The sequence below is a fragment of the Marinomonas maritima genome, from assembly GCF_024435075.2.
Lineage (GTDB): Bacteria > Pseudomonadota > Gammaproteobacteria > Pseudomonadales > Marinomonadaceae > Marinomonas > Marinomonas maritima.
Map to the genome: position 1 here is coordinate 81,787 of NZ_JAMZEG020000004.1, position 18,057 is coordinate 99,843.

20 protein-coding genes are annotated in these 18,057 nt (G+C 43.2%); 8 read left to right on the forward strand and 12 right to left on the reverse strand.

Translation table 11 applies throughout. The features are described from left to right. Positions 1 to 149 precede the first annotated feature (149 nt). On the forward strand, positions 150 to 1,226 hold the full coding sequence (locus M3I01_RS15575) for a carbohydrate kinase (RefSeq protein WP_255896835.1): 1,077 nt from the start codon (positions 150 to 152) through the stop codon (positions 1,224 to 1,226). Next, a complete protein-coding gene (locus M3I01_RS15580; RefSeq protein WP_255896836.1) occupies positions 1,223 to 2,128 on the forward strand; it encodes a pseudouridine-5'-phosphate glycosidase in 906 nt (301 codons plus the stop codon). The genes M3I01_RS15575 and M3I01_RS15580 overlap by 4 nt, the downstream gene beginning before the upstream one ends. 38 nt (positions 2,129 to 2,166) lie before the next feature. On the opposite strand, the gene rlmF is transcribed toward M3I01_RS15580, so the two are convergent. Both rlmF and M3I01_RS15590 read right to left on the reverse strand, forming a co-directional pair. Beyond that, the gene (rlmF, locus tag M3I01_RS15585) at positions 2,167 to 3,150 is read right to left on the reverse strand and encodes a 23S rRNA (adenine(1618)-N(6))-methyltransferase RlmF (protein ID WP_255896837.1); all 984 of its coding nucleotides are present in this window, start codon (positions 3,148 to 3,150) and stop codon (positions 2,167 to 2,169) included. Between the two features lie 72 nt (positions 3,151 to 3,222). Next, the gene (locus tag M3I01_RS15590; protein ID WP_255896839.1) at positions 3,223 to 4,155 is read right to left on the reverse strand and encodes a LysR family transcriptional regulator; all 933 of its coding nucleotides are present in this window, start codon (positions 4,153 to 4,155) and stop codon (positions 3,223 to 3,225) included. Between the two features lie 112 nt (positions 4,156 to 4,267). Between M3I01_RS15590 and M3I01_RS15595 the strand changes: the two genes are divergently transcribed. Continuing rightward, positions 4,268 to 5,233, forward strand: coding sequence for a DMT family transporter (locus M3I01_RS15595; RefSeq protein WP_255896840.1), 966 nt, complete (start codon positions 4,268 to 4,270; stop codon positions 5,231 to 5,233). Between the two features lie 14 nt (positions 5,234 to 5,247). Here M3I01_RS15595 and M3I01_RS15600 read toward each other — a convergent pair whose 3' ends face one another. From M3I01_RS15600 to M3I01_RS15645, 10 genes are all read right to left on the reverse strand, one after another. Beyond that, entirely contained in the window at positions 5,248 to 5,598 is a 351-nt protein-coding gene (locus M3I01_RS15600; protein ID WP_255896841.1) for a DUF6164 family protein, read from the reverse strand. An 84-nt stretch (positions 5,599 to 5,682) separates the two neighbouring features. Further along, on the reverse strand, positions 5,683 to 7,236 hold the full coding sequence (locus tag M3I01_RS15605; protein WP_255896842.1) for an EAL domain-containing protein: 1,554 nt from the start codon (positions 7,234 to 7,236) through the stop codon (positions 5,683 to 5,685). 220 nt (positions 7,237 to 7,456) lie between these two features. Next, complete coding sequence (locus M3I01_RS15610) at positions 7,457 to 8,017, reverse strand: DUF3833 domain-containing protein (protein ID WP_275565178.1); 561 nt, start codon at positions 8,015 to 8,017, stop codon at positions 7,457 to 7,459. Positions 8,018 to 8,039: 22 nt separating this feature from the next. Next, the gene (locus M3I01_RS15615) at positions 8,040 to 8,768 is read right to left on the reverse strand and encodes a hypothetical protein (protein ID WP_275565179.1); all 729 of its coding nucleotides are present in this window, start codon (positions 8,766 to 8,768) and stop codon (positions 8,040 to 8,042) included. Positions 8,769 to 8,782: 14 nt separating this feature from the next. After that, complete coding sequence (locus M3I01_RS15620) at positions 8,783 to 9,292, reverse strand: DUF2878 domain-containing protein (RefSeq protein WP_255896844.1); 510 nt, start codon at positions 9,290 to 9,292, stop codon at positions 8,783 to 8,785. Positions 9,293 to 9,306: 14 nt separating this feature from the next. Next, positions 9,307 to 10,575, reverse strand: a complete 1,269-nt coding sequence (locus M3I01_RS15625; protein ID WP_255896845.1) for an SAM-dependent methyltransferase — start codon at positions 10,573 to 10,575, stop codon at positions 9,307 to 9,309. 26 nt (positions 10,576 to 10,601) lie between these two features. Then, positions 10,602 to 11,408 carry a DUF1365 domain-containing protein gene (locus M3I01_RS15630; RefSeq protein ID WP_255896846.1) on the reverse strand — a complete coding sequence of 269 codons (807 nt, stop codon included), beginning with the start codon at positions 11,406 to 11,408 and terminating at the stop codon, positions 10,602 to 10,604. Between the two features lie 5 nt (positions 11,409 to 11,413). Continuing rightward, the gene (locus M3I01_RS15635) at positions 11,414 to 12,664 is read right to left on the reverse strand and encodes an NAD(P)/FAD-dependent oxidoreductase (protein ID WP_255896847.1); all 1,251 of its coding nucleotides are present in this window, start codon (positions 12,662 to 12,664) and stop codon (positions 11,414 to 11,416) included. 58 nt (positions 12,665 to 12,722) lie between these two features. Beyond that, entirely contained in the window at positions 12,723 to 13,490 is a 768-nt protein-coding gene (locus M3I01_RS15640) for an SDR family NAD(P)-dependent oxidoreductase (protein WP_255896848.1), read from the reverse strand. Between the two features lie 15 nt (positions 13,491 to 13,505). After that, on the reverse strand, positions 13,506 to 13,949 hold the full coding sequence (locus tag M3I01_RS15645; RefSeq protein ID WP_255896850.1) for a nuclear transport factor 2 family protein: 444 nt from the start codon (positions 13,947 to 13,949) through the stop codon (positions 13,506 to 13,508). A gap of 253 nt (positions 13,950 to 14,202) precedes the next feature. On the opposite strand from M3I01_RS15645, the gene M3I01_RS15650 reads away from it, so the two are divergent. The 5 genes from M3I01_RS15650 to M3I01_RS15670 all read left to right on the forward strand — a co-directional run bounded on the left by M3I01_RS15650 (position 14,203) and on the right by M3I01_RS15670 (position 18,052). Then, positions 14,203 to 14,778, forward strand: a complete 576-nt coding sequence (locus tag M3I01_RS15650; protein ID WP_255896851.1) for a sigma-70 family RNA polymerase sigma factor — start codon at positions 14,203 to 14,205, stop codon at positions 14,776 to 14,778. Positions 14,779 to 14,783: 5 nt separating this feature from the next. After that, positions 14,784 to 15,479, forward strand: a complete 696-nt coding sequence (locus tag M3I01_RS15655) for a ChrR family anti-sigma-E factor (RefSeq protein WP_255896853.1) — start codon at positions 14,784 to 14,786, stop codon at positions 15,477 to 15,479. Between the two features lie 128 nt (positions 15,480 to 15,607). Then, positions 15,608 to 15,796 (forward strand): hypothetical protein, encoded by a 189-nt coding sequence (locus M3I01_RS15660; RefSeq protein WP_112134985.1) that lies wholly within the window; start codon positions 15,608 to 15,610, stop codon positions 15,794 to 15,796. Positions 15,797 to 15,954: 158 nt separating this feature from the next. Continuing rightward, positions 15,955 to 16,158, forward strand: coding sequence for a hypothetical protein (locus M3I01_RS15665; RefSeq protein ID WP_255896854.1), 204 nt, complete (start codon positions 15,955 to 15,957; stop codon positions 16,156 to 16,158). Positions 16,159 to 16,321: 163 nt separating this feature from the next. After that, a complete protein-coding gene (locus M3I01_RS15670) occupies positions 16,322 to 18,052 on the forward strand; it encodes a GNAT family N-acyltransferase (protein ID WP_275565180.1) in 1,731 nt (576 codons plus the stop codon). Positions 18,053 to 18,057 lie beyond the last annotated feature (5 nt).

An 18,057-nucleotide genomic window follows, 5' to 3' on the forward strand; every position in this document is an offset into this window, starting at 1 on the left:
ATCGGCTATTGGACTTAAACCTAAAAACGCAACGGATGATCAAGAATAATAGGGGTTATACCTCTTTTACGCTATATCCACCCAAAAAGAACTTGTATACAACTCAATATAAACATATGTTAATTCTTTAAACATTTGTTATGTTGACTATGAAAAATCAAACTTATCGCGTCTATGAAGCCATAAAGCTCGATCCACTTGCCTCACAGCAAGCTCTCGCTGATCGACTCAATATGAGTAGAGAATCAGTTGCAGGGCATATTATGCAACTGACTCGGCAAGGCTATATCTTAGGAAAAGGCTATTTACTCGCAGAGCAAAATACCTATGTCGTCATTGGTGGTGCCAACGTGGACATCAATGGCCACAGTAGTGCGGTATTAACCACACATGATTCTAACCCAGGAACCATCAGCCAAAGTCCCGGTGGCGTTGGACGAAATATTGCTGAAAATTTAGCACGCCTAGGTGAACACGTACATTTGATTGCATCTATTGGATTGGATCAACGTGGTAATTGGCTAATAGAACAAACTCGTGCAAGTGGCGTAGAAACACACAATATCTTGCGTCATGACACCCTACCCACAGGCACCTACTTAGCCATCAATAATGACAGTGGGCAGCTACAAGCCGCTATTGCAGACATGCGAATCATCGACACACTTGATGCGCAAAAACTCAGTAGTAAACAAGCGTTACTGCAAAGTGCTTATAGCATCATTGTTGATGCTAATCTTTCCTCCAACACCATCGAATGGCTCGCACAACAATCTCTTTCTGCTCAACTTGTCGCTGACGCAGTGTCCACAGCGAAAGCACCTAGATTACGGCCCATATTAGCGAAATTAACCTTATTAAAAGTCAATCAAGATGAAGCAAGAGCCATTCTTGACTCAAATGAAACAGATCCTAATAAACTCGCAAAAGCCTTACTTAATACAGGCGTTGATGAAGTATTGCTCAGCCTAGGAAGCCAAGGTGTTCTTTTTAGCCGTTCCGAACACAGCCAACTTAAAGCGTGCCATCCCACCTTGCCAGTCAGCGATACCGGTGCGGGAGATGCGCTTTTAGCGGGCTATTTAAGTGCCTGTCAGCAAAATAAAAATCTCGAAGATTCACTCTCTTTTGCCCTCGCTTGCGCGGCGATGACACTAGAAAGTCCTCATGCAAACTACCCAGATCTCACTGTTCAAAACGTCACTCAATGGATAGAAAAACTATGAACCAATACCTAGATATACACCCAGATGTTGCCGCCGCCATTGCAGCGGGAAAACCTGTTGTCGCTCTGGAAAGCACCATTATCTCTCATGGTATGCCATGGCCACAAAATGCCGAAACCGCTAAAAAAGTGGAAAAAATCATTCGTGATAACGGCGCAGTACCAGCGACCATCGCCATCATTGATGGCCGCCTTAAAGCGGGATTAAGCAATGACGAAATAGACACCTTAGCCAAAGCCGGTTTGTCTGTAACGAAGTGCTCACGCCGCGATTTACCCTTTGTTATTGCCCAAAAACAACATGGCGCAACAACCGTAGCGGCGACAATGATTATTGCGGCAATGGCCGGTATTAAAGTATTTGCAACAGGTGGAATTGGCGGAGTACATCGAGGCGCACAGCAAACGTTTGATATCTCAGCAGATTTACAAGAGCTAGCAAAAACCAGCGTGGCGGTTGTGTGTGCTGGGGCGAAATCTATTCTAGACCTTGCGCTAACACGTGAATATTTAGAAACTCAAGGCGTGCCTGTTTTAGGCTATAAAACGGACACTCTACCCGCTTTTTATACCCGTGAGAGTGATCAAACCGTCGACTATAATCTACAATCCGCAAATGACATTGCGAATTTCCTCAAAGCAAAATGGGAAATGCAATTGCATGGTGGGGTGATTATTGCCAACCCTATTCCAGAAGAATTTGCGATGGATAAAGCCGCGATTGATTCAGCCATCAATCAAGCACTAGCCGAGATGAAAGAACAAGGCGTTGCCGGAAAGGAATCGACCCCTTTCTTGTTAGCACGTGTCGCTGAATTAACGGGCGGAGACAGCCTAGCAAGTAATATTCAGTTAGTATTTAACAACGCTCGTCTAGCCGCCAAGATTGCTATCGAGCTCTAGATAAGGCGTAAAAAGAAGGACAACGACTAGCACTCACGTTAACCCTGCCAGTAGTTGTCTTTCCAGTAATCTATTTGGTTGTCTTCGAGGAAGCTCCAAGCGACAAACCGACTGATTTTTTGACCTTGAGCCATGTCAATCGTCTTAACTTGGCGAGCACCAACGTCTTTTAATGTACGATAGATAGTGTCTAAATTCCCCTGACGCGCCACCAAAGACGTGAACCAAAAACATCGATCAGCGTATTGAACACTTTCTTTTACCATTCGAGACACAAAGCCCGCTTCCCCACCATCACACCATAATTCAGGCGCCGTTCCACCAAAGTTTAAAACAGGCTTTTCTACGCTCGGTGTTTTACCTTTTACACCACGCCATTTACGCTGCGATTCATCTATCATCGCCGACTCGCTGGTATGAAACGGAGGGTTGCACAGAGTCAAATCAAATCGGTCTTTTTCTTTCCACACGCCATCAAAGATCTTAGCCGAGTGAGTTTGCAAACGTGCCGTAATAGCGCCTTTCAAACAAACATTGGATTTTATAATGGTATCGCAGGCCGACACGGCTATAGGATTCACATCGGAACCAACAAATTGCCAGCCATATTCTTGATGCCCGATAATGGGATAAACACAATTCGCCCCCACACCAACGTCCAAAACCTTGATGTTTTTTCCACGCGGAATCACGCCTTGATTACTGGTCGCTAGTAAGTCGGCTAAATAATGGATGTAATCGGCTCTACCAGGAATCGGCGGACAAAGGTAACCCGGTGGGATGTCCCAGAATGCAACGCCATAAAAGTGACTGAGTAAGGCTCGGTTTAAGGTTTTAACCGCATTAGGGTTAGCAAAATCCACCGACTCATTGCCGTACTGGTTGAGTTGGATAAAACCAGAAAGCTCGGGACAAGAATCCGCCAAGAGTGCAAAATCATAACGCGCACGATGCGGATTACGAGGATGAAGCTCTAGTTTATTGGTGCGTTTGCTTTTCGTATTCTTGCTTTTTAAGACCACGTAGATGCCATTGAGTTAAACCAAAAGGGGAGTATAACCGAATTCCTGATCATGGACTAAAATGCGTCACCGTCACTCTTTAGGATAAGGAATTAAGGCTTTGACGACCCGCTCACAAATACCTCTAAACCAGATCACACCGGGGTCGTTCTCCACAGATTTTGGCCAACTTGAATAATAATGAATAAAAGGAAAATCCATCGGAAGGTCCTTAATAACCAAACCAAATTGCTTTCGAAAACGTTCCGGTAATAAACCGCTGTTACTCATTAACAAAGACGTTCGACCTACGGTTTCCAGCGCTGCCAGCATATAAGGAGTACGAAATGCAAAATGACGCTCTCTCGCGCGTTCGCCTAGCAATGCATCGCTAATCACAGGGTTAGAACCGCCTAAATTCACCAATACATGAGAATAAGCCAAATAGTCATCTAGCGTGATGTGCTCTTTCGCGGCTAATGCATGATTCGCAGACATCACGCAGCGAAATTTTTCACGTCCGAGTAGGTTTTTCTCAAAACTATTAGGAAGCTGTATGTACTCGCTACACAAAGCCAAATCAAAGGAGTGTTCCGCCTGGCTAAGCAAACTTGTTTCGGTCAGTGTGCTGGTTTCTAACGAAGCAAAAGGCGCTTCTCGATAGAATTGCTCAGCAATCGCGGGCATATAGGCTTGAGCTTGATAATGCGTCGTTTGCATACGGAAAGTACGATAACTGCTTTGCGGCTGGAATTCAGACTCTGCCCACAACCCTGCCATTTGCTCTAGCATGAGCTTTAATGGCGCTTCCAATGCTAATGCTTTCGATGTTGGCACCATGCCTTTTGCCGTACGAATAAACAAAGGGTCATTGAAGGCATCACGCAGTCGATTAAGTAATCGGCTCATGGCGGACTGGCTCAGATACAAGCGATCCGCCGCGCGGCCAACATTGCGCTCTTCCAGTAAATATAACAGCCCTGTGAGTGATTTAAGGTCCAAATGCTGTAATGCGCTGGGGATCATAACCAAATTCCGATTTATGCATAATGATTAGACCTATTATGCATTGGCTTTAATTAAGAGGGAAAGCCATTATGGAAAATCAGAACAACTTCTTTTATATAAGGTTATCGTTATGCCAACCGCCAAGCAGACTTTTTTGTACGGGCTCTTCTTTAGCTCCATTACCGTACTGTTTTGGGGAATGTTACCAATCGCCTTAAAGCTCTCAGGGGATTTTTCGGACCCCATTACACTCACTTGGTTGCGTTTCTCTGTGGCGGGTATCATTTTGGGGTTATGGCAGTGGCAGCGCGGCAAACTGGGAGAGTTCAAAAATCTTCGTAAACAAGATTGGTTACGCCTGGCAGCGGCTGGTACATTTTTGATTGTTAACTACACCACTTTCGCTTGGAGTTTGGACTTTTTACTGCCAGGTTCCGCGCAACTGAGTTTCCAGATCGCTCCATTATTTCTGGCATTAGGTGGCTTATTCTTTTTGAAAGACACCATTCACTGGCAACAGTGGATGTGTTTCGTTGGCATTGGATTAGGTATGTTGGTTTTCTTCCACCCTATTTTGGGACAAGGAAGTCAAGGCTCAATCTGGGTGGGTTTTGCGATTGTACAATGCTCTGCCGCGGCGTGGTCTATGTATGCGTTATTGCAAAAATCTTTGTTTCAGCGCTTAGCACCGTCCAATATTCTACTAGCAATTTATGCCTATGCCTTGGTCGTCATGCTGCCTTTTGCATCCCCTAGCACATTATTAAGTATGTCTTCGGACGACGCTTGGATTGCGGCATTTTGCTGTCTCAATACGCTGATTGCTTATGGCGCTTTTGCTCAAGCAATGCGGTATTGGCAAACGGTACAGGTAAGCGCTTCCGTTGCATTAACCCCTGTTACGGCGTTCATTTTAACAGAGTCCTGTGTTGCTCTTGGTTGGTGGACAGGCATCATCGGCTCTTCCCATGCCGATTTATTAAGCTTATTTGGTATGTTGATTGTGATCGTCAGCGCCATTAACGTGCAGTTGATTAGCGCAAGGGTTCAACGTAAAGCCGCCTTACTTGCAAAACCACTGAGTAACGTCGTCTAAGCTGAATGTGACGGTTATAGCCACAGTGTAAAAGGAATAATCGAAATGCCTAAAATAAGCAGGACAGCGACCAAGGTAAAAAGAGCTTCTGCTGGATTTTGACGAGTATGCTGTAGATACCCCAACACCCACTGCCCAAGCGTAATAGGTCGCATTGTTTGGGCACGAAGAATTTGATCTTCCCGAATAAGCGCCAATGCTTTTAATGCTTGTTCTTTGTCTTTAACCCAAAGTCCTGCCATGGATATCTGCCAACGACCTGCATTCGTTTCATAAAAAGCGATGTCATGATCGGTTAATAATTGACGTATCTCATCCGCTTCCTCATCAGGAACATATTTAAGCCGAAAAACCAGAGTCGCCATGTCATAACCTTGAGCGTGAAAAATGAAGCGCTAAAGAGTAAGAGAAGCCAGACAATAATACAATCTTGCATCACCAAACTGGCGCTACTTGGTAGCGTTTTTCTCGACCCAAGTAATAACTTGGTCCTTCGGAAGAGGACGACAGAAGTAATAGCCTTGCACTCGATCCACTCCTAGCGCTCGAACTGCATCAAGTTGGTCTTCGCGTTCGACCCCTTCGGCCACCAACGCCATGTTTAACTCTTTTGCTAGCTTAGTAATGGAAGTTAAGATCTGACGCGTAAACTGATCGTCTTTTAAGCTGTCGATGAAAACCTTATCCAGCTTTAACGTGTCGTATGGGAAACGACGAAGGAAATCTAAACCCGCATAACCGGTTCCAAAATCGTCCACAGACAAACGAATACCTAATGCTTTAATGTGCTCGAAGCGACTCACCATCAAAGGTAATTCAGTGACTGTTAAGGCGCTGGTTTCTGTTACTTCAAGACCTAAACGACCTTTTAACTCAGGGTACTCTGCAATAATGCCTTCCAAGTTTGGAGCGAAGCTTTCTTTGAGTAAACTGTATCGGTCCACATTCACAGAAATATTTATTTCTTTGAGCTGTATAGGATACTCGCGATAGAAATCCCCCACCTTGCGAATCACCATCCAAGTAAGGTCGTCTATTAAACCAAGACGTTCTGAAGTCTCGACAATCACAAGAGGAGATACCTGACCATGATAAGGAGAGTGCCATCGGATAAGCGCTTCCATTTCATGAAACCCACCAGCCTTAAGTGACACAATCGGCTGAAAATGTACATCTATTGAATTGTCTTTGATGGCTCTTTTTATATTCAAAGGTAAAGAGTAGCGATAATATAAAATTCCACCGTGTGCAGTATAAAAAATAAGACAGCACAACAAACAAAAAATAAACATAAAAGGCAACAAAGAGACCAAATGGCCCCAATACAAGCTGAAAGGCGAAAAGACCACTAAACTGATAGCCCAGCCATCTAAAGACTCAACTCGCTTAGCCAGCACTGACGATTTATGGTTATATTCGCTAGACACTACCGTTTGTTTACCAATAGTGAGTTCGTATGGGAGGTCAGGCGACAACAAGTAATCTACGTCTACCGCTAGAACTTGGGACGGAGCCAAACCATTGATACCCAAACCATCCGCGCCTTGGTAAAAAGCAAAAAATGTACTTTCTCCAAGACTATGGGAGCGTACCAAAGAAACAGTTTTGCGCTCGCTACTTTCTTTTATTCGATTCACAATGGACGAAAAAATAGCAAAATCTCTTGGCCCGTAGGTTGTGCAATATACGCGAAAATTATCGTTAAACAGACCAAACTCTTTAAAGGTTGGTGAATAGAATGTCATACGTCGTAATCTATCAATGTCTTCTTTTTCACAAGAAAGTTCGCTGTTATCAACGATGTGCTTTAGTTCTAGAAAGATATCATTCATTCGATACGTTAATGCATTTTTTGCAGACTCAGCCCTATTTTCTAAATCCTTTAGCTGATAAGCATAAAGCCCCAACATAAAAACAAATACGCTTAGAAATAAAGAAATAAAACCATAATAAAAGAAACACTTCTTTTTAGAGGGCATTATTGAGTTGATACTTTTAAACATTAAGCAACTTCCTATTCCATGAACGCTGATGTAAAAAAATCATTTGTAATAAAATGTTACTAGTATCAAATAATTACATACAAGTTCTCTTGCACCAATAAAAAAGGCCACCCAAAGGCAGCCTTTTATGGAAAACACAAATAAACTTACTGTTCACGACCAGATGATATTTATTTTGGTAATATCACCCTTACTATCGCATTCAAACTTTGGATATGATTTATATGCCTGCCTTTATTTTCTCAATCACAATAGATAAATAACCGACTTCAACGCCAAATTTAGTCATGATAGATTCGTTCATCACTACACCGTCTTTCACCATATACATGCGGTCATCCACATTGACCTCCAGTAAATCACCGTCATAAGGAACCTGTAAAACATAACTCATAAACAAGGCGTTGCCCGCTATTTTAATATCGCCGGTACCAATAACATCGTTCGCGGTGGCGGTATATTCACCATTATCATTGGGCGTCATTATCCATGTTCGATTTTGAATTTCCCCATCATCAAAAGTAAAAACCTCAGCAAGCGTTCCAACACCGTCTTCCCAATCGCCTTCTAACGTGGCGTTGAAGTAGCGTATGACTTCGCCACTGCGATTCTTTAAAATGCCATGAGCTTTTAATGACCCAGAGAAGAAATTCTGCAATTCAAATTTAGGCTCATTCTTTGCGTACAAGGACACATCTGGCGTCGAGCACGCGGACAATAAAAGAATGCTCATAGAAGCAATAATAAGCGGCGAAATAAAACGTTTCATCATGGATTTCATAGCATCACCTAAAAAAATCGAACTATAAATAGCGATATTGAATATCAACACTTTGGTATTTACCCTGCGAATCACAAATATTCGCACGGCCCGTAAATCGTAATAGTCTTTTTTGAACAGGATCGTACGCCACAATGATTGGATCGACGGCGAGCTTCACAAACCAAGACACCGGAATAAGAGAGAAACATTCCGCCCCTTTTTGAGTTCCTTGAACACAAGACGCCTGACTGAATCGAAAAGTAAACGTGGTTTGCTTACTTGGAACCAGATATTCAACATCCATCTCGTTGCCCGCTTCTAACGCGTCCCAATATTGTTTAATAAAGGCATCAAAACCCGCATCAACGATCATGCCTGCGACCAGTTTTACCGAATCTTTTTTTACTTCCGTGGCACCATTTTCCTGATACGCTATTTGCAACCTGTTATTCGCTTGCATGACATCGATTCTTTCGCCATTACGGTCATTAACCTGACTAAAACTGGGCGTTATAGCAGACTTAGATAAATCAATTGTCTTATGCCCAAAAACGGTCCCATCAGGTTCTGAGTATTCAACTCTATACGTTTTATCACTGAGCGGTTGATGTGTTTCTCGGTATAGTAAAGACCCTGTTTTTAAACTGTAAGCACTGCCAACAATATTAGAAGAAAGCGCTTCAGCTGTAGTAACCGAGCTAAATAAAAACGTAAAAAGTGCCATGACTAAAGGCCACTTTTTCGATAAAGAATTAAGAGAATGCTTCATTGTATGATTTATCCTTACTTTTGAAATAGTGTCCATTTCTCGGCTAAGAAAAGCCCGAATGGCAGAACCATTGACCAAACACAAGCCACCACCAATAGAGATAACCAAATTGGATCTGCTAAGGTAATGCCTGCCAGATTTGCTCCAGCTAAATAACTCAATGTCGGCCCGATCAAACCCATTGTAGCAGCCAATAAATAACGAGAACGCAAGAAAGCCAAACTGTGAGCAAATAAAGTAGCAACACTAACCCACAGACAAAGTAGCCACAGAGGTGGAAAACTAGTCTGGCTGGTGACATTGGCACCAAAGGAAAAAAATCCTAGCTGAAACAAAGCACCATCAATGATGACGCCAAGTGCCAAAAACACGCCGAGCAAACGCCACTCTCTACGAGTGTGCATAAAGTAGCGGTCATGCAGCAACAAATACGCCGCTGTCGCCACAAGTGCCCAAACATTGCCCGCCAATAAACAAACGAACCATACCAACTGAAACAGAACCGCATTGATTAAACGCTGCATGTTATTCGTCTCGTCTATTTTTGTTCAATAGAGAGCCGATGATCTGGCTTGGCAAAAATAAACTGCCCAGTACTGATCGCTCGCTCTTTAAAGCCGCCTTCACAGTAGGCAAGGTAGAAATCCCACATCCGACAAAAAACATCGTCAAAGCCCATTTCGACGACTTCATGACGCGCCGCATGAAAGCGTGTCCGCCAATCGGCAAGGGTTTTTGCGTAATGCTCGGTAATGTCTTCCAACCCTACTATTTGCATGTCGGTTTTAGAGGCGATTTTATGAGCAATCACTTGATTAGATGGCAAGCAACCACCGGGGAAAATATAGCGCTGAATAAAGTCCACAGAACGACGAGCATAATCATAACGTTGATCGGCAATCGTAATGGCTTGAATAACCATCACACCATGTGACTTTAATAGCTCACTGCATTTCATGAAGTAGCTGTCATAGTATTCATGTCCAACGGCTTCAATCATCTCGATAGACACTAACTTGTCGTATTGGCCCTTTAGGTCTCGGTAGTCTTCTAGCAACAAGGTGATTTTATCTTGTAACCCTTCCGCTTCGACTCGTGCTTTAGCAAATTCATATTGTTCTTTAGAAATGGTCGTCGTGGTTACTTGGCAGCCATAATGTTTCGCAGCATGGATCGCCATACCACCCCAACCCGTTCCAATTTCTAATAGATGGTCGTCTTCGCTAAGTTGAAGTTTCTGACAAATACGATCTAATTTGTGAACAGATGCTTCTTCTAAAGACGCCTCTTTTTGAGGGTAAACGGCAGATGAATACATCATCGTAGGATCAAGAAAGAGCGAGAAAAAATCATTACCTAGATCGTAATGAGCCGAAATATTTTCTTTCGATCCATCTTTGGTATTGGCGTTTAATCTATGAGCTATTTTTGCGCCAATACGGCTCCAAATCGGCCGCTTTGCGTCCATTTTATTAATAATATTAAGATTGGCGACCATCAAACGAATCACCGACACCACATCAGAAGAAGACCACCAGCCCTTCATATAAGCTTCGCCTGCACCAATGCTGCTGTTTAAAAACACATCTCGGTAAGTATGAATATCGTGGATATGTATGTGAGCGATGTATTTTGACTCTTCTTTTGCTTCGCCAAATAGATAGATCTCACCATTCTCTTCTAGAGTAAGATGGCCGACTTCGAGTCGTTCTAACATGGTAAATACCATTTTACGCGCTAGGTTATCAAACCATGTTGTTGTTCTATTTTTTCTCACTTTACGATTATCCATACTGACGGAGTTCATAATGATTAGTCTCCTAATGTGTTTTGCTACTTAGTGGTAGACGATGAGTTAGTAGGGCGTGGATGAAAAGGGATTTTTTTCACCCAAAGTTTAAGTGCTTGCCAATAAATTCCAAATGCCACCTGCGCCGTCATGACAGGGTAACTAAACAGTACCTTGGCCATAGAGGACGACGTCAACGGCATACGAGACAGTGATAACGTGGCATCAAACACGCATTCTTCACCAGCCAACTCTTTGTTTTGCATATGCACCGCTAATTTCTTATTCGGCACATTACTGCGCCAGTCATAAAAATGATCCATAGGATGAAAAGGAGACACATGCATCTCTTTACTGAACTGAATACGTTGCGTTACGCTGTTTGGATCACACTTTAATACATAGGCAATACTTTCGCCCCACGGCGTATTAGTGACTTCAAGCAGCATGGCTTGCAGTTGTTCATTTTCATCAAAGCAGTAATAAATGGTGATGGGGTTAATAATGAAGCCAAAATAACGACAGTTAGTGAGCATTCGCACCGCACCAGATAGCCTTAAACCAAGGCGTTGATTCACTTCTTCCTGTACGGCTTGCTTGATCGGTAAGGCAGAATCGCCAAAATAGTCTTTACGGGAAAACCTCGCTAAAGACCAAGGCGCCATAGACCACCAAGGGCTCATTGCTAACACATCGTCTAACTCATCTAGGTCAAAGTACATCATAAAAATACGATAACGAAAGGCATGGCCACGAGGTAAGAATCGACGATGACGAACCGTGCCATGATAAATAGCGCTGTGTTTGGGGTCGTAATTGCCTTTCAAATCACCCTCTGTCTTACCATCCATTTTGTTCACCAAGTAATGCCCAGTCCGTTGGCGACACGCACACCACTCCAACACCCATCTTCATGGAAACCATTGCGCCAATACGCACCGCAAAACCATGTATTTTTGACGCCATTAATGTCTGCCCAACGATCTTGAGCCTTAATGCCTTCCAACGAAAAAGTAGGATGAGCGTACTGATAACGCCCTATTATCTTGTCTTCGTCAATCATATCGGTCTGATTCAAGGTAACCACGTATGTAGTATCGCTGGAAAAATGCTGCAAGATATTCATGTTGTAGCTGAGTGTCGCGGGTTTGGTTTGATCTGCACCGAGATGGTAATTCCAGCTTGACCAAGCCAATTTTTTCTTCGGCAGCAATCTGGTATCAGTGTGCAGCACAACATCGTTATTTCGATAAGGAATAGCAGAAAGAATCGCGTGTTCATCTTGTGTTGGGTCTGCTAACAAACGTAATGCTTCGTCGCTATGACAAGCGAACACCACTTGATCAAAGGTCTGCTGAGCGCCATCTTCAAATTGAATCACGACATCATGACCAGAACGCTGGACATGAGCGATGCGCGCTCCTAACTGGATTCTGTCTTTGAATTTAGCAACTAACGGCTGTAAATACGCTGATGAACCGCCTTCAATCACACGCCACTGCGGACGGTCATTCACACTCAACAATCCATGATTTTTAAAGAAGCGAACAAAAAACACCAAAGGAAAGTCCATCATTTCGTCGAGTGTCGATGACCAAATGGCACTTCCCATGGGAATCAAATAATGACTGGCAAAACGAGCGCCATAGCCCTTTTCTTTTAGATACTCGCCTAATGTCACACCTTCTTTTAACTGACCACCTTCTAAATCTTGGATGGCTTCTTTATTGAAGCGTAAAATGTCCTTCAACATGCCAAGAAACGGAATGTTGAAAATATTGCGGCGCTGGGCAAACAGGGTATTTAAATCATTGCCGCCGTATTCAAGTCCGGTACGCTGACAACTCACACTAAAGCTCATTTCAGTCGCTCTAGAAGGAACGCCAAGCTCGTCCATCAAACGAATGAAATTAGGGTACGTCCAGTCATTAAAAACAATAAAACCTGTATCTATAGCTCTGGTACGTCCACCTTCCTCAACCTCTACCGTGGCGGTATGTCCGCCAATACGGCCTGCGGATTCAAATACCGTTACATCATGCTGTTGTTGTAAAAGATAGGCACTGGTTAAACCTGAAATTCCCGACCCTATAATGGCAATTCTCACTCATTGTCTCCTTAAATGTGTGTCGTCATTAACCAGACACGCTGATGTATTTGTTAAGTCAATTGCTGGCTGTTTTTTTAGGTGTTAACAAGGAGAGCCATAATTTGGGAAAATGTCTTCCAGCCCACAACATGGCCGATAGTCGTTTAGGAAACGCATATTCAAAAGGGCGAGACGCCAACGCCGAATACATTCGATTTGCCGCGTCGTCTGCTGACATAAGAAAAGGCATGGAAAAGGTATTTTTTCGAGTCAATGGCGTGTCGACAAAACCGGGTAATAAGCATGTTACATCGATGTTGAACTGCTTCAAGTCCATTCTTAACGCAGATAAAAAGTATCGAACGGCGGCTTTGCTAGCACCATACGCTTCCGCTTGTGGGAAAGCCGCTTGAACCGCTTGAGAACTGACGCCAACCAGATGAGGACGCGCCGACTTTTTAAGCAATGGCAAACAAACATCGACACTGTTTACCAAACCAAAGAAGTTAACCGCCATCACTCGATCCATCATTTTCCAGTCTGGGTCCGTATCCTTCATATCTAAATATTCACACGTCCCTGCATTTAATACAGCACAATCTAAATAAGGCGTGTAGAGACTCAGCGTTTCTCGAACCAAATCCACTTGGCTTTCATCCGTAATGTCGAAAGGAATAAACGTTAGGGTATCATTCGTTGCTAACAATTCAGAAAGGCCTCCTTGGCTTCTTGCACTGGCAAAAACCCGCCAACCTTCGTCTAAATAACGTTTGGTAAGCGATAGGCCAATCCCTGAACTTGCCCCTGTCACCCAAACTACACCGTTTTCTGTTACTTGACTCATCTATTTCTCCCGGCATCATAACGCTAAACGTTTTTTTAACCCTTTGACGACCGCACCCAGCAAAGGCACATGTTCGTAGATTAGCTCACCTAAATCATAAACATCTTCATGGTAGTAAATTCGTTCATTAAATTGCACCTGACTAACACCGCGCACGGTAATGGTTTTATTGCCTAATTTCGGGTGTTTAAAGTGCATATTCCATTTAATATACGCTGTATTGTCAGACACAACCTGATCTAAGTACTCAAAGCGGCCGCTGTGTACATTGACACACATGGCGGACAAGTAGGCGTGTAACTTCTCCGCGCCTCGCAACTCATGGACAGGATCTTTGAACCACACATCATCCGTGTAAACGTCATCTATTTTATCGAGTTGTGGATGCTTAACATCTTGATAGAAGGCTTTAAAGCGTTCTATCAACAAAGAATTTGCGTCCATTTTAGAGTCCGTCATACTCGCCACTTACCTTCACTGTTGCTTTTAAAAAGAGGATCTTCATTTCATATTGCATAAATAGATAAACGTATCAAACAGACAATTGGATCACTATTTTTTTCGGATACGATAGACAAAGAGAAAGGCATTATTCGATAGACGTATTTTTTCTACTGTTCACTACAAAAAAAGTGATCCACACTGACACTAGGCTCGTAACTGTACCAAAGCGCACAAAGCGTCATGACCGTCTTCCTTTCTGGAGCAATCAATGGAACGCGCAAAAACATTACAACCCGATGAACAGCGAGTGGCTGACATGTTTGCCATTGCTCAACACAGAGATCAAGCCGCCTTAGCGCGCTTGTTTGATCACTATGTTCCAAGAGTGAGGTCATTTTGTCTGGCCGCACAACCCGGTTCTAACATAATGGCCGATGATATTGCTCAAGAAGTGATGATTCGTATCTGGAATAAAGCACACACCTACAAGCCTGAAGCGGCTTCGCTTAATACCTGGGTTTTTACCTTGGCAAGAAATGCCCGAATCGACTACTTACGCAAAAACAGCCGACATCAATCAGACATCGACCCAGAATACTTGTGGCGTAATGTGGTGGATGAAAATGCCGATCCGTTTAAAGACGCACAGCAAAAAAGAGATCAAGAACGCATTCAACAAGGATTAGATAAATTGCCATCAGACCAAAAGCAAGTATTAGCGAAAGTATACCTAGAAGGCAAAACCCATAAGGAAGCCGCCGAAGAATTATCACTTCCTCTTGGCACAATAAAGTCGCGCGTTCGTCTTGCTTTACACAAACTCACTATTTACGTTAAGAGGTAGTACCGATGATTAACTACCATCCATCGATAGAAATATTAACCGACTACGCTGCGGGTTCATTGCCTTTGGTGCATTCTTTGTGTGTGTCTACGCATTTAGAGCATTGCCCAGAATGCCAACAGCAAATTAGAAAACTAGAAATGCTGGGGTCTCACCTTTTTGATCAAGCAAAAACAGAAAGCCGTCAGTTAAGTAATTTGAAGGACAATTTCTTCAAGAATCTAGTCGAACAGCCAGTTCAAAAAAGTGTCGATAATCAACTAGCACAAGTAGCCAGCAGCAGCCAGTGGGACGATTATAATATCCCCAACAGCTTGCGCCAGTTCATTACAAAAGGTTACGACGACCTCACTTGGCTACGCTTATCACCTTCTTTTAAAATCGCGACGCTTTATAACGAAGAAGGCGGTGCACAAATTGCGCTAACAAGAGTAAAAGCAGGAGCACATATGCCTACTCATACTCACACTGGAGATGAAATTACCTTGGTGTTAGAAGGCGCATTTTCTGACGAGAGTGGCGTTTACCGTCAAGGTGACTTTATCAATCGCGATGCCAGCCATAAACATAAGCCGATTGTTACTAAAGATGCCGAATGTATTTGCTTAACTGTGTTGGACGCGCCGATTGAGTTTACAGGCTGGTTCACCCGCCTCTTAAACCCAATCATTCGTCGTTACCACCCGTACTCCCATGTGTAAAAAAGAGCATGAGCCAAGCCACCATAGCTAACGATAGGTGCACGATTGTAGACGTTAGCTTAGAACGAGCAAATTTTGTGAAATTCTGGTATAGTCCTTGTTCAAATTAAAAACAAGGACTATTTATCATGGCAACTAAGAAGAAACAGCCGGCCGCTTCGGAGACGTCAGAATCCATTGAAAAGCAAATGCAAGAGTTCCTTGCTCGTGGTGGGCAGATAGATAAAATCAATTCAGGGGTTAGCGGTCAGTCTCAGCTAACAGGATCACGCCATATATCTCTAGGAAATAGCAAAACGAAACCACAACAAGCTTAAAAGTATTTGGTTTATCCAAAATACTCCACGCTATTTTCGTTTGTACGCCAACCCTATAAATGCTGCTTTAAGCCCGTTCTTAAATGCATATAGGTTGGCGGATCAAATTGCTATGCTAGACAATTCTACAATGACATTCTTACCGACACAGGAATATTATGCTTACCGAATCTGATCGCGCTTTTTTTCGCCCTAAATGGCGTCGAGTGGTTGTCACTCTATTATGTGTAGCATGGTCTGTTCTTGAATGGGTATCAAATGAACCAATTTGGGCCACCGTTGCAGTAGGTATTACCTTATATTGTTTATGGAACTTCTTTTACAAATTCGAAAAAGAAGACGACCAAACACCCTCTGGCTAATCCCACGATGCTTTACACGCGCCACCAGCTAACGCCCTTCTCATTTTTCAGTCACCATAATGACTGGTCATATTTTCGCCATCTAAATGTCACGACTCTGTCATATTGACGCTCTACTCTCACTAATAGGAACTAAAAATACTTATTAGAGCGGAGCAACACTGTGATACAAGTCGAGCAAATGATTGCCAGTAAATCTCCTCAGTTTTTCGATAAAAGCCCATTTATTACACGCCCTACGTTAAGCGTCTTAAAACGCTTATTCCACGAAAATGAAGTAAACCAATTCCTGGAAAAAAACGACGGCTGTGTTGGCTTCGAGTTTATTGACCGCATACTGGATCACTTCAACTTTAGTTACCAAGTAAGTCAAGTTGATCGCCGAAATATCCCTGCCAGTGGCCGTATGATGATCATTGCTAATCATCCTCTAGGTGCTTTAGACGGCTTAGCGTTACTCCGACTCATTGGTGAAATACGACCCGATGTCAAAATCGTCGCCAATGATTTATTAATGGGATTTGATGGCTTGAGAAGTCTCGTTTTACCCGTCGATAATCTAGGAGGGAAAACGGGCCGTCAGCAACTGAAAGCCATTATGAACTGCTTACATAATGAAGAAGCCGTAATTATTTTCCCCGCCGGCGAAGTGTCTCGTATGTCGCCAAGTGGTGTAAAAGACCAACAGTGGAATCAGAGCTACTTAAAACTGGCGCAAAAAACCAATAGCCCATTACTGCCGGTGCACATAGGTGGCCGTAACTCTATGTTGTTTTACACAAGCTCACTCTTGTATCGCCCGCTATCTACTATCCAGCTTGCCAATGAGATGTTCCGTCAAAAGAATCGTAAGATTCCTATGCAAGTAGGCCAGGCGATTCCCATTCAAGAATTAGCAAAATTACCTTTAAGCGACAAAGAAAAAAATAAACTGGTGAAACGCCATCTGTACCGTATCGCCAAGGGAAAAAAACCACTGTTGAAAACAGAAAAAACAGTTGAGCACCCACAGAATAGACAGCTCATACGACAAGAACTTAAACAGTCTGAACACCTTGGTAGCACCAAAGACAACAAACAAATTTATCTGTTCGATTACGACTCTGTGTCGGTCACGATGAAAGAGATCGGGCGCTTACGCGAAATCGCCTTTCGTAAAGTCGGCGAAGGTACAGGAGAGCGTTCTGATCTAGATAAATTCGACCAGTACTATCGGCATTTGGTTTTATGGGATGAAGAAGAATTAGAAATAGTCGGCGCTTATCGTATTGGCGAAGTCGCACGCTACATGAAAGAAGAAAAAACCAATAAAATATACAGTGCAGAACTGTTCCAGTATTCGTGTGATATGGAGCCTTACTTTGAACAAGGCATCGAACTAGGACGAAGCTTTATCCAACCTAAATATTGGGGCAAACGCAGCTTAGATTATTTATGGTATGGCATTGGCGCTTATCTAGATCGGCATCCAGAAATACGCTACATGTTCGGGCCTGTGAGTTTGAGCAATAGCTACCCACAAGTGGCAAAAGATTTCATCGTGTCATTCTACCGATTGTATTTCGCAGACAAAGAACACTTAGCGCGTTCTTTTACACCTTATCAGGTCAATACTGAACACACTGACATCATTTCAGCCCTGTTTAGTGGCGACAACTACGATGAGGATTTCAAGATTTTAAAAGAACAACTCAGCCATTTTGGCGCCAGCGTACCTACGCTGTTTAAGCAATACAGTGAGCTATGTGAGTCGGGCGGAGTTCGCTTCTTAGACTTTGGTGTCGATTCAGACTTTGGCTACTGCGTGGACGGTTTAGTCCTAGTAGACCTCAATACAGTCAAAGAAGCGAAAAACAAACGCTACCGAGGGCACAACGAAGTGAGTCGCCTCTAGTTCTA

Coding starts and splice junctions, on each gene's coding strand:
- M3I01_RS15650 (WP_255896851.1), top strand. CDS start 14,203: ATGGAACGCGCAAAAACATTACAACCCGATGAACAGCGAGTGGCTGAC.
- M3I01_RS15640 (WP_255896848.1), bottom strand. CDS start 13,490: ATGAGTCAAGTAACAGAAAACGGTGTAGTTTGGGTGACAGGGGCAAGT.
- M3I01_RS15595 (WP_255896840.1), top strand. CDS start 4,268: ATGCCAACCGCCAAGCAGACTTTTTTGTACGGGCTCTTCTTTAGCTCC.
- M3I01_RS15575 (WP_255896835.1), top strand. CDS start 150: ATGAAAAATCAAACTTATCGCGTCTATGAAGCCATAAAGCTCGATCCA.
- M3I01_RS15660 (WP_112134985.1), top strand. CDS start 15,608: ATGGCAACTAAGAAGAAACAGCCGGCCGCTTCGGAGACGTCAGAATCC.
- M3I01_RS15580 (WP_255896836.1), top strand. CDS start 1,223: ATGAACCAATACCTAGATATACACCCAGATGTTGCCGCCGCCATTGCA.
- M3I01_RS15645 (WP_255896850.1), bottom strand. CDS start 13,949: ATGACGGACTCTAAAATGGACGCAAATTCTTTGTTGATAGAACGCTTT.
- M3I01_RS15605 (WP_255896842.1), bottom strand. CDS start 7,236: ATGTTTAAAAGTATCAACTCAATAATGCCCTCTAAAAAGAAGTGTTTC.
- M3I01_RS15625 (WP_255896845.1), bottom strand. CDS start 10,575: ATGAACTCCGTCAGTATGGATAATCGTAAAGTGAGAAAAAATAGAACA.
- M3I01_RS15655 (WP_255896853.1), top strand. CDS start 14,784: ATGATTAACTACCATCCATCGATAGAAATATTAACCGACTACGCTGCG.
- M3I01_RS15600 (WP_255896841.1), bottom strand. CDS start 5,598: ATGGCGACTCTGGTTTTTCGGCTTAAATATGTTCCTGATGAGGAAGCG.
- M3I01_RS15610 (WP_275565178.1), bottom strand. CDS start 8,017: ATGAAATCCATGATGAAACGTTTTATTTCGCCGCTTATTATTGCTTCT.
- M3I01_RS15630 (WP_255896846.1), bottom strand. CDS start 11,408: ATGGATGGTAAGACAGAGGGTGATTTGAAAGGCAATTACGACCCCAAA.
- M3I01_RS15620 (WP_255896844.1), bottom strand. CDS start 9,292: ATGCAGCGTTTAATCAATGCGGTTCTGTTTCAGTTGGTATGGTTCGTT.
- M3I01_RS15590 (WP_255896839.1), bottom strand. CDS start 4,155: ATGATCCCCAGCGCATTACAGCATTTGGACCTTAAATCACTCACAGGG.
- M3I01_RS15615 (WP_275565179.1), bottom strand. CDS start 8,768: ATGAAGCATTCTCTTAATTCTTTATCGAAAAAGTGGCCTTTAGTCATG.
- M3I01_RS15665 (WP_255896854.1), top strand. CDS start 15,955: ATGCTTACCGAATCTGATCGCGCTTTTTTTCGCCCTAAATGGCGTCGA.